The sequence below is a fragment of the Peptoniphilus sp. genome, assembly GCF_050943655.1.
Lineage (GTDB): Bacteria > Bacillota > Clostridia > Tissierellales > Peptoniphilaceae > Peptoniphilus_A.
This window is the reverse complement of record NZ_JBMNPQ010000046.1, coordinates 1-11,529: the sequence shown is the minus strand read 5'-3', so window position 1 is coordinate 11,529 and position 11,529 is coordinate 1. Positions and strand designations below refer to the sequence as shown.

Sequence of the window (11,529 nt, the reverse complement as noted above, 5' to 3'; positions counted from 1 at the left end):
AAAATAAATCGGACTTTGAAGGCGATAAAAAGGTTTCTAAAAAAACTAATCAAAATTCTTTAAAGAAAGATAATAAAAAATCTGAACAAGAAGACTTAAATGAGAGTTTTAATATAAGTCAAAAAGAACTTATAAAGAGAGTACAAGAAGAACTTAAAAAATCTAACTATAACGATGAATTTTCTTCTGATGAGTCTTATGACGATAAAGCCAATGATAAAGATACCTCTTCACAGAAAAAAGAAACAAAACAAAAGTCTTCCCTAAAACAAAAATGGAGAGATTTTATAAATGAAGATGACGATGAATTTTCGATTTTCTCATCTTATAAAGAAAAAGATAAACATCACGACTCAAAAGAAGATACAATTGATGTAGTAAAATCTACTGATATCGATACGAGAAGCTTTGAAAATACTCTAAATACTCCAAAGATAACTGTAAAGGACATTGAAGAGTATGAGAAGAACAAAGAAAAAGATGAAAGTTCAAATAATAAATCTTCAAAAAATAAATCAAATAACGTAAATAAAGAAATAAAAAATAATACCAAACCAGAAAAAGAAAAGAAGTCTTCTGAGGGTTTCTTAAATAAATTTAAAAAGCGAGATTCAAAAAAAGATTCTGCAGTTTCAAAAGAGAAAACTTCAGATGTTTCTAAAGAAGAATTTTCGTCTGATAAGGCAAAAGTTAAAGAGATAAGTTTTAATAGAGATGGTAAAAATCAAGGCTTCTACGATGCACTAAGTACTGTTACTAATAAAATATCTCTACTAAATAACAATGTTTCAAATTATATTGGAGCTTTGGGATCAAAAAATTCAAAAATGGTTTTGGGCCTTGGTGCTCTTCTAACTGTTATCCAAATTATTATAGGACAGCACGGATTTAATTTTGCACTTATAATTGCAATTGTCCTAAAACTTTTATTCGATTACATTGAATTTTATTTCCCACTAAATATTGCAATTGAAAGAGACGAGATTTACGTTTCTGATTACGAAATCAAAAAAAGTTCATTGATTAACTGGATAATTTGTAAGGTGTTCTTATTTGTTGCCTTTATAATTTCTCCTTTTGGAGGATTTTTCAAATTTAATTTGTTGGCTTCCCTTACAGCAATGCCTTTTGCAACAGTTATTCTGATAATTCTTTCACTTTTAATTGCACTTTCACAGTTCAAAGAAGAATTTAAGGACAGATCAAGCATCAACTTCATCGGATGGTATGCTCTTTCATTTATATTGTTTGAATTATTATTTAAAATGATTTGGTTCTTGATTAACTTTATATTTGTTACACTTTTATAAAAAGCAAAATGGAGAGTAGTTTCTACCCTCCATTTTTTGTGCAAATTTTTAATAATAACTTTTATATTCTCCATCAAAATATTTTTCTAGCTCATTCGGTTTATACACTCCCTTATCAGTCACAAATCCTGTGATAAGTTCAGGTGGTGTTATGTCAAAAGATGGATAAATAGCCTTTACTCCCTTTGCAGTGTGATCTCCCAAAACAAGTGATGGATCTCTTAACTCTATTACAATATCATCTCTACCCTTCTTCTCATGATCGGGCATTCCTGTAACATAGTATGGAACATTAAATCTATCTGCAACAATTGCAATTTGAAAAGTTCCAACTTTATTTGCAACGTGACCATCTAGAGTAATAGTATCTGTTGCAGACGTAAATAAATCAATCCCAATATTTTCCATAGTATAGGCAACCATGTTGTCAGTTATAATTGTCGTATCAAAACCCATCTCGCTTATGCAAGTTGCAGTAAGTCTTGCCCCTTGGTAATAAGGCCTAGTCTCAGCGCAGTAAAATTTTACATCTTTACCCTGTTCTTTTAACGTTCTAGTCATTGTTCCAATAATTGTCTCGCCAAAACACTGAGTCAAAACTTTTCCGCCATCAGGAATTAAGTCGCACAAATATTTTGCCACATCGTTCATGGCAGCATATCTTCTGTTTAAGGATTCTATTGCATTTTCAAAAATTTTCTCTACTACATCTTCTCCATTTTCGATTGCAGATTTTGCTGCATCAATAGAACCTCTTGTCACTTTTCTAAGTCTAGTAGAAGTTGTAGGTCTTGCAGTTGAAATAGTTTCTGCTGCATCTTCTAAGTACTTAATAAATAGGTCACCCTTAAGGTCACGGGCTTCATAGGCTGCAAGTGCCATTCCCATAGCAGCCGCAGTGTATGGCCCTGCAGACTGGGTAACCATATCTGTAATTGCCTTGGCAACTTCTTTGTGAGTTTTGCAAATTTCAAATCTAATCTTACTTGGGTAAACTCTTCTATCTAAAATTTTTACTTCTCCATCTTCATACCAGGCTACATTTTCATATTTAAGCATAAAGGGCATATCATAATCTTGTCTTTTCATTTTACTCTCCTAACTCTTCTACTATTTTAATAATAAGTGACTTTAACCTTGGTGAAACTTTTCTTGCCACATCTTCTACTTCGCTTCCGTCCATATTTTCTATTCTGTCTGATGAATAATTTGTCGCAACAGACATCGCCAAAACTTTTATCCCGCAGTGACCTGCAGTCAAAGTTTCTGTGATTGTAGACATTCCAACTAAATCTCCCCCAAGAAGCCTTATTGCACGAATTTCTGATGGCGATTCAAAAAACGGACCAACTGTGAAAAAGTAAACTCCCTCTTTAAGTTCAAATCCCAAGTCAATTGCAGATTTTTTTGCCAAATCTCTTAAACCTTTGTCATAGAGTTTATCAATTGGATAAAATCTCTCGCCAAATTCTTTTAAATTATTTCCCCTTGTAGGAGTAACTCCAGCAAAATTTAAATGATCTGTAATTAGGCATATGTCTCCTGGATGAAAATTATAATTTACAGCACCAGAAGCATTTGTAAGTATTAAAGTCTTAACTCCAAGTAGTTTAAGTACATATACGGGAGTGGCAAGTTCATTAAAATCATAGCCCTCATAGTAGTGAAATCTCTTCGTCATGCAAATTACATATTTTCCTTTAAGTTTTCCAAAAATAAATTTGCCGGGATTATCTGTCGTTGTAGAAATTAAAAAGTTTGGCACATCACTGTAGCTTATCTCAACTTTATCCTCTATCTCATCTAACAAAGTCGTAAGCCCTGTTCCCAAAATAATTGCAATCTCTGGCTTTATTTTTATTTTATCTAGAATAAAATCTGCACTTTCTTTATAATTATCAAAAATTTTATCTTTTAACATATAACACTTCCTTATTTATTTTAGTGTATCACAGCATATATAATTGTCAATTCATGTAAAAATATGATAAATTATATTCTATAGAGGTGCAAAATGAATTATAGAAAAATTTTAGTTGAATATGGAAAAAAACTTTTAAATAGAGGACTTGTTGCTGGCACAAGTGGAAACTTGAGCATAAGAGGCGAAGATAGCGATACTTTTTATATAACTCCAAGTGGCATGGATTATTTAGAAACAAGAGAAGAAGACATTGTAAAAATTAATTCAAAGGGTGAGCCTTACGATGCGAGTAAGAAGCCGTCATCGGAATACAGACTCCATCTTGAAATTTATAAAAACTATCCAAATTACAATGCAATTGTCCACACTCACTCCCCCTTTGCAACAGCATTTGCAGTTTCACGAAAAAATATTCCGCTGATATTAATTGAGATGAAACCATTTTTAGGTGGAGAAGTTGAGGTCGCACCATTTTATGATGCAGGTTCAGTCGAAGTATCAAAATCAGTAATCCCCTATCTTAAAGATGCTAACACCTGTCTAATGGCAAATCACGGCGTGGTGTGCTGCGGAATTGATATGACCTCTGCCTTTTTATCAGCAGAATATGTAGAAGATGCAGCAAAGATTTATTATTACTCCCTAAACATTGGTGATCCAAAAATTATTGGATAAATAGTTTTATTTGTGCATCAAAAAATTATTAATATACAATTTATATTGCGCATCAAAAAAGAGCCTTGCGGCTCCTTTTTTAGTGGGATAAATATTAGAATTATTTATTATCTAATCTATTTTTGTCTTTTCCAAATAGAACTTGGAAACCGACTTTCATTAGTACTAGAGCAAGAATGAATAGAACTATAGGAAGAACTGTCATTATCCAGTTACCTGCTCCACCTTCAAGTGTAGCTTTTGCGAAATAGTTCTTTGTTTCAATAATAAGAGCAGTAAGTGTAGCTGCGAACATGAAGAACATTGGAGCAATGATCATCTTGTAATTCTTCTTTTCGCCCTTTAGCCATCCTGCAACTCCTAGTAGTGCAAGTCCTGCTAGTAATTGGTTTGCTGATCCGAAAATAGGCCAAATCAACTTGTAGCCCTTTAGAGCAAAGGCAAATCCTACTACAACAGTTATTGTTGTAGAAACCCATTTATTTGTAAGTGCTGGTTGTTCGCCAACGCCATCGTTCTTTTCAAAGAATTCTTGGAAAATAAATCTAGCAAGTCTTGTTGCAGTATCAAGTGTTGTTAGAGCAAACGCTGATACTGATAATGTTACAAAAGTAAGTCCATGTTCATAAGGAATACCGAACTTAGTCATAAAGTCTGCAATACCCATTGAGAATAGTACTGTAGGGCCCTTGTCAGCAAGGATTTCGCCGTATTTTTCTTTAGTTAAATAAGCTGCTGTAACAAGTGCTATTGCTGCAAGTGCACATTCAATTAACATTGCGCCATAACCAATAAGTTTTGCGTCTTTTTCGTTGTCAATTTGTTTTGAAGTAGTACCTGAACCTACTAGAGAGTGGAAACCTGAAATAGCTCCACAAGCTACTGTGATAAATAGTGTTGGGAATAAGAATTTAACTGAGCCGTTAGCTCCTTCTAGTCTAAATCCAGTGAATTTTTCAAGTTGAATTTCTGGTCTAGCAATTAAAATTCCTAAGAACGCACCAATCATCATAGTGTATAGTAAGTATGAGTTTAAATAGTCTCTTGGTTGAAGTAGAATCCAAACTGGAGCTGTTGATGCAACAAATGCATATACTCCAAGGATAATTGTCCATGTATTTGCAGAAAGAGCAATTGGGAAGAACTGAGCGATGTAAATTGATGCGAATAAAACGATTACACCAATTACAGTTGCAATTCCTAAGTTAGCTCCCTTTCTGTATACAAAGTAACCAAATACAATAGCTTCTAACATGAATAGAAGTGAAGCTGTAGCAACAACTGGAGTAGATTCAAAAGATTGAGCTACGATTGAACCAAATGCTGCAACTACTAAAATAAGAGTAAGCCATGCAAAAGCTGAGAAAAGAGTTTTACCAGTATTACCCATATAGTCTTCAACTATTGTACCTACAGACTTACCATCATTTTTCATAGATGCTGTAAGAGAACCATAGTCATGCACTCCACCGAAGAATATACCTCCGATTATGATCCATAAAAGAACTGGTAGCCATCCAAATACTGCTGCTTGAATAGGTCCATTAATTGGTCCAGCTCCAGCAATCGAAGCAAAGTGGTGACCTAACAAGATTTGAGGTTTAGCAGGAACAAAGTCAACGCCGTCTTCTTTTGTGTGAGCTGGTGTTGGAATGCTAGGATCAATACCCCATTGAGTTCCTAAATAAGTGCCATAAGTATTATATGCGATGACGAATAAGATAATACAGATGAGTACTATACCTAAAGATAACATTTTCTTACCTCCTTAAAAAATATTAAATTTTGAAATAATCTTTACCACCTTTACCCACCTTATTGTAGTAAAAATTATTTTCATTATTTATGTCAACCAAGTTTAAACCTATATTTACCCATCCTTTAAAGCCAAATTGAAAACTTTTATAATATTTATATTTTTGTATAAATTTTATTATTTCTTCGTCTGGTTTTTCATTCGTTACAATAACGCCCCTAAGAATAGATGACATATGGTTATCGTCTGGCTTGACAAACGTATTTATATTTTTTTCTAAGTACCCTGTAAAATCAACTACATCATTTATAGTAAGGTTTTCAAAGTACTTACAAAAAACATGTTCGAAAGCTTCCTGCGAATAAATAATAGCTTCCTTTTTTAATATATATCTGTCGTTTCTCTCAAAAAATTTTGCATAAATATCGACACTTCCAAAATCAGTATCAAAATCCTCATAAACGTCGTAATATACACTCAAAATCTCTTTTAAATTTGATAAATATCTTTCTTTATTCATAGTTTCATCTTTCCTTTACCCTATTATCCCATCATTTGAAAACTTTGTCAATTGAAGTAAGGGTTTTAAAAGAATATCGTTTTCAGACTCTATAAAGATTCCCACCTAATCAATGGGAATCATCATCTTTTACTTTTACATCTGCTTCTTTAAAAAGAATATATCCGTCTTTATCAATTTCCACTCCGTAGAAAAATTCATCGATTGCTTCTTTTATTTTGTCAATATCTTCATGGTGGATATATTTTTCGTTTCCAGTAAAATAATATTCTACATCGTCTGATTTGTGAACAATAAATCTATAATATCCATCTGGATTATGTTCGTCTGGATAGAGTTTCTCAAGCCCAATAATATTATATCCACTCTTAAAAGTATTATTAAAAGAATGTGGATTCATAGGAGAGACTGTACCCATTCTATGAGTGTACTGTGTATCTTCAAATTTCTTTGCGATTTCGTCTCGAGTTCTATTTTGTAAATTTCTTCCTCTATAATCTTCTTTCACCACTACTGTATCATTAATTAGAACTTTGTCCAGTGGTATTTCAAAATTCTTAATAAATTTTGCAACATTTGAGTCTTCGTCAGGTATTTTGACGCCTCTATAAGCAATGAGGTCGTCGCCATCATATACTCCAAGAAAATGTCCGCCATTATCTAAAACTTCTTCTAGCTCTTCCTTAGTATCTTCTGAAAATATACTTCTTGTCTTAATTTTAGCATTAATCTCGCCTGTTAATTTTAGGATGTCATCAATATCTTCCTTGGATAAAAATCTAAATTTCAAGTTATCGCTCATTTTTGCCCCCTCATTAAATTTGTTTATAAAAAAACGCCGATTTTTCGATCGGCGATTAACGTCAATGATATATATTATAATACCCTTGTTGCATTAACATATGCATTTTCATAATAATCTTCAGCAAGTGAAGATGTAATTACTTTTCCTTGTCCTGAAGATGCGTGAATAAATTTGCCATCTCCAACATAAATACCAACGTGGCTTACTCCACTACCTGTAGTATTAAAGAATACTAGGTCTCCTTGTTTTAAATCACTTTTAGAAACTTGCATGCCATATTGTGATTGTTCTCTTGAAGATCTTGGAAGTTTAACTCCAAGTTCATTTACATATATAGAATATACAAGACCGGAACAGTCATATCCACCGTTACCTGTTGCTCCATATACATAAGTTGAACCCAATTTGTTTTCTGCTGAAGTAATTACTTTTGCAGCAGATCCACTTGCTTTTGTAGCTACAACAGCAGGTGCTTCTGGTGCTTTTTGAGCTTCAAGCTTAACAATTTGTTTTGACTCTTTAGGTACTTTTGCTTCTTCTTTAACAACTGGCTTTTCAATCTTTTGTCCAGAAACAATATCTAAATTCTTAGCTGGAACTTTATATTTTGCATTGTTATCATCTCTTACAACAAAATGACCTGCATCATAGTCAACTACATCTGCAGTCTCTCCTGCTTTAAGATTAAGTGATTTGCCACCAGATTTTGCTACTACATCATTTTTAACAGTAACTTTTGTAACATTATCTCTTTTATCAGAAATTTTCTTTAAAGCATCTCTTGAAACGAATCCAACAGTGCCATCATTACATTTTATTTTAGCTTTGTCACCATTTATTGAAATTCCAACTGCGTATTCATCAATAAACAAACTTCTAATAATAAGTCCATTGTCATCAAAAATAGGACTAGCTTTTACTATTTGATAAGTAGGTACGTCTAATTCTTTAACTAGAATCTTATCGCGTGGAATTGTTACCTTTGCTTTTCCTTTAGCAACGTAGTAACCATCATCTTTTTCTTCGATAATTTGAACTTCTTCTCCTACAGAGAATTCAATTTCATTTCCACCATATGTCTTTTGTACATGTTCATTAATAAATACACCTGTATCTTTTAGCCCAAATAGAGATGTTGCACAAAGTGCTATAATCCCTAATGGGAGCTTATGTCTTGAGGATTTCAATACTAACAACTCCTATACTTTAAATATATTAAAACTATTACTATAATTTCTATTTTAGAATTATTCTAACTTTACTTACCTTTAAAGTATAACAAAGTTGTTACAAAAAAACAACAAAAAGTTACAAAAAAGTTAAGACCGATTAACTATTTTGTAACTTTTACATTTCGTAATATAAATTTTTTGTGAAAACAAGTAAATCTATAAGCCGCGTTCTGTTTTGTTAACTATCTATCTTGGACTAAAGTTACCATTAGCCTCTAGCAACCTACCTACCGGCAGACACGAGCAGCGTCTGTAATTCCTATTCGGTCTTGCTCCAGATGGGGTTTACATAGCATTATTATCACTAATAATCTGGTGAGCTCTTACCTCGCCTTTCCAACCTTACCATTATGGCGGTATATTTCTGTTGCACTAGCCTTGGGGTCGCCCCCACTGGCCGTTAGCCAGCACCTTTGCTCTGTGGAGCGCGGACTTTCCTCGCATTATGCGCAGTTAACCGATTTACTTAACTTTTATTATAATAAAATAGCATCAATTAATCAAGTTCAAATGAAGATTTTTTGCACACGTGCACGTCTAAATCATGAAATTTTTCTTTGATTCTTTCACTAATTTCATCTAACACAACTTTTTCTGAATGAAAATGTCCAAGATCTAGTACGTAAAAGTCATTCTCATAGGCCCACTGCCCGTCGTGGTACTTTACATCAGCTGTTACAAACACATCAGACTTTGACTTTGCTATTTTCATAAATTCTGCACCTGATCCACCCATTACGGACACTCTCTTAATCATCTTATCAGGATTTTTGCCATAAATTCTAATATTTGAAACATCTAGTTTTTCTTTAACTAGATTAATAAAATCATCTAAACTCATCTCTTCACTTAGACTTCCCACAAGACCCATGGGCTTTTCTTCTTCATAAGTAAGTACATCCATATCCTCTAAAGCTAGCTTATTAAATAAGACACAATTTACGCCTCCTGCTGCTATGTCTAAAGAAGTGTGACAAGATAATACAGATATTTTATTCTCTATTAACCTAATTATATTATCTCCCACATAAGACCCCTGGCATATGTTTTTTATTCCAGCAAAAAACAGTGGATGATGAGTGATTATTAATTTTGAACCATTCTCTATCGCCTCATCTATTAATTTATCTGTAAGATCCATACCAACTACTACATTGTCAGTTTCTTCATCAAAATAAATTTGTTTCCCAGAATTATCCCAAGATAGCTGATATTCGTTTTTTGCCCAGCCTTCCATAAAATTTATTATTTCTTTAATTTGATATTTCATCTATTGCCTCCGATAAGTATCTTAAATTTTCTTCCAATTCACTTTTTCTCTCCATTGCTCTTTCATTTTGTGAATTGAAATTATTTAAAATATCTTCCAAAATTTCTTTGCGCTCTTTTAAACATTCTAAGTAGACTTCGTCCTTTTTCTTTACGAGAATATTTGAAATAAATATATCTTTATTTGTATATTCAATTTTTTCTCCTAGAAATCTAACGAGAAGTATTTCAAAAAATCTATCATCTTCAAAAACTATATATTCATCAAATATTTCATATCCTCTATCCATGAGTTCGCGCCTCAAGATAAAAGTCTTCTGCATTGGCTGAAGTATTAATTTTTTTGCATTTCTGCATACATCTTCAGCATCAAAAATTATCTCAGCTATTTGGATTCCACCAAGACCTGCAATAATTATGTTATCGCGCATCTCATTTAAAATTCCATTTGCTAAAATATTTTTAATATACTTTTCATTTCCAAGTTCTTTTGTGAGTTCAATGGATTTATCCAAAGAATTTTTAGAAATATCTGTGGCATAGATGTCTTTTGAAATTCCTTTGCTGCACAAAAAATTAGGCACATATCCATGATCTGTGCCCACATCTATTACAGTGGAGTCCATATCCACTAAATCTGCAATTTTTTGTAATCTCTTTGATAACTTAATCATTCTAAATAATCCTTTAATTTTTTAGAACGGCTTGGATGTCGTAGTTTTCTAAGTGCCTTTGCCTCTATTTGCCTAATTCTTTCTCTAGTTACGTCAAATTCTTTTCCAACTTCTTCCAAAGTTCTTGCTCTTCCGTCTTCTAGACCAAATCTAAGAGTAAGCACCTTTTTTTCTCTTTCAGTAAGAGTTTCTAGAACAGTTGATAGCTGTTCTTTTAAAAGAGTAAATGTTGCCGCATCAGATGGTGAAAGTATTTCATCATCAGGTATAAAGTCACCAAGATGTGAATCTTCTTCTTCACCAATAGGTGTTTCAAGAGAAACTGGTTCTTGAGCAATTTTTTGAATTTCACGAACTCTTTCAACATCAAGGTTCATCTCTTTTGCAATTTCTTCTGGCAATGGATCGCGTCCTAGTTCTTGAACAAGTTGTCTTTGAACTCTTACAAGTTTATTAATTGTTTCAACCATGTGAACTGGTATTCTAATAGTTCTAGCTTGATCAGCAATTGCTCTTGTTATAGCCTGTCTAATCCACCAAGTTGCATAAGTTGAAAACTTAAACCCCTTAGTGTAATCAAACTTATCTACCGCCTTCATTAGACCTAAGTTTCCCTCTTGAATTAAGTCAAGAAAACTCATTCCACGTCCAACATATCTCTTAGCAATTGAAACCACAAGTCTAAGGTTCGCCTCAGCGAGTTCCTTTTTGGCAAATTCATCGCCTGCTTCCATTCTCTTTGCAATTTCAACTTCTTCTTCTGCAGTTAAAAGAGGAATTTTACCAATCTCTTTTAAATACATTCTGACAGGGTCATCAACTGTAACTCCCTTAGGAACAGATAGATCCTCTTTAGTTACATCCACTTCCTCGTCATCGTCGTCTTCTTTATCATCTTTATCTGAAATAATTTCTATATCTAAATTCTCAAACTCTTTGTAAATAGAATCAATCTCATCAGAGTCTATAGAAAAACTTTCTAGGGCATCTCCTATTTCATCATACGTCAATTTTTTATCTTTTTTACCCTTTTTTATAAGTTCGTTAATGACAGTTTCTTTTGACTTTTCATCTTTTTTGTTTTTATCAGTCTTTTTTGACATGTCACTCATTGTAATCCTCCTTAATCGATTCGCTCAGCCTTAAATTAATATCCCTCAAATTATCTAAAGCATCATGCAATAGAGAAATATTGTTCTCTTTTTGAAGATTTTCAATTTCTTCTAAAATTTTAGACTTCTCTCTATTTAAATAATTTCTCTTCATTGTATTAATAAGCTCATCTACAATACTATCATTCATGAGTAGGTCAGAACTCATCGACAATATTTTATTACTAAAATCAGTTGTAACTAATTTCTTAT

11 protein-coding genes, 1 other RNA gene and 1 pseudogene are annotated in these 11,529 nt (G+C 32.8%); 2 read left to right on the top strand and 11 right to left on the bottom strand.

Going from position 1 to position 11,529, the window contains the following annotated elements:
* The coding region (locus ACOX6R_RS05450) for a zinc ribbon domain-containing protein (RefSeq protein ID WP_433448083.1) at positions 1–1,310 on the top strand (1,310 nt) is incomplete at its 5' end.
* 48 nt (positions 1,311–1,358) lie between these two features.
* Here the strand turns inward: ACOX6R_RS05450 and ACOX6R_RS05445 are convergent.
* Both ACOX6R_RS05445 and ACOX6R_RS05440 read right to left on the bottom strand, forming a co-directional pair.
* Complete coding sequence (locus ACOX6R_RS05445) at positions 1,359–2,399, bottom strand: s-methyl-5-thioribose-1-phosphate isomerase (protein ID WP_433448081.1); 1,041 nt, start codon at positions 2,397–2,399, stop codon at positions 1,359–1,361.
* Between the two features lies 1 nt (position 2,400).
* Entirely contained in the window at positions 2,401–3,231 is an 831-nt protein-coding gene (locus tag ACOX6R_RS05440; RefSeq protein ID WP_433448079.1) for a purine-nucleoside phosphorylase, read from the bottom strand.
* Between the two features lie 93 nt (positions 3,232–3,324).
* Between ACOX6R_RS05440 and ACOX6R_RS05435 the strand changes: the two genes are divergently transcribed.
* Entirely contained in the window at positions 3,325–3,909 is a 585-nt protein-coding gene (locus tag ACOX6R_RS05435) for a class II aldolase/adducin family protein (protein WP_433448076.1), read from the top strand.
* 100 nt (positions 3,910–4,009) lie between these two features.
* Here the strand turns inward: ACOX6R_RS05435 and ACOX6R_RS05430 are convergent, their stop codons facing one another.
* The 9 genes and pseudogenes from ACOX6R_RS05430 to ACOX6R_RS05390 all read right to left on the bottom strand — a co-directional run.
* Entirely contained in the window at positions 4,010–5,665 is a 1,656-nt protein-coding gene (locus ACOX6R_RS05430) for a carbon starvation CstA family protein (protein WP_433448074.1), read from the bottom strand.
* Positions 5,666–5,687: 22 nt separating this feature from the next.
* Positions 5,688–6,185 (bottom strand): hypothetical protein, encoded by a 498-nt coding sequence (locus ACOX6R_RS05425; RefSeq protein WP_433448072.1) that lies wholly within the window; start codon positions 6,183–6,185, stop codon positions 5,688–5,690.
* Between the two features lie 109 nt (positions 6,186–6,294).
* A complete protein-coding gene (locus ACOX6R_RS05420; protein WP_433448070.1) occupies positions 6,295–6,987 on the bottom strand; it encodes a GNAT family N-acetyltransferase in 693 nt (230 codons plus the stop codon).
* A gap of 74 nt (positions 6,988–7,061) precedes the next feature.
* The gene (locus ACOX6R_RS05415) at positions 7,062–8,177 is read right to left on the bottom strand and encodes a C40 family peptidase (protein WP_433448067.1); all 1,116 of its coding nucleotides are present in this window, start codon (positions 8,175–8,177) and stop codon (positions 7,062–7,064) included.
* A gap of 188 nt (positions 8,178–8,365) precedes the next feature.
* An RNA gene (rnpB, locus tag ACOX6R_RS05410) (RNase P RNA component class A) lies at positions 8,366–8,691 on the bottom strand.
* A gap of 27 nt (positions 8,692–8,718) precedes the next feature.
* On the bottom strand, positions 8,719–9,492 hold the full coding sequence (locus tag ACOX6R_RS05405; protein WP_433448064.1) for a Nif3-like dinuclear metal center hexameric protein: 774 nt from the start codon (positions 9,490–9,492) through the stop codon (positions 8,719–8,721).
* Complete coding sequence (locus ACOX6R_RS05400) at positions 9,476–10,165, bottom strand: tRNA (adenine(22)-N(1))-methyltransferase (RefSeq protein WP_433448061.1); 690 nt, start codon at positions 10,163–10,165, stop codon at positions 9,476–9,478. Before ACOX6R_RS05400 ends, ACOX6R_RS05405 begins: the two co-directional genes overlap by 17 nt.
* Positions 10,162–11,268 (bottom strand): RNA polymerase sigma factor RpoD, encoded by a 1,107-nt coding sequence (gene rpoD / locus ACOX6R_RS05395; RefSeq protein ID WP_433448086.1) that lies wholly within the window; start codon positions 11,266–11,268, stop codon positions 10,162–10,164. The genes ACOX6R_RS05400 and rpoD overlap by 4 nt, the downstream gene beginning before the upstream one ends.
* 1 nt (position 11,269) lies before the next feature.
* Positions 11,270–11,529 (bottom strand): annotated as a pseudogene (locus ACOX6R_RS05390) (DNA primase); the annotation flags it as partial.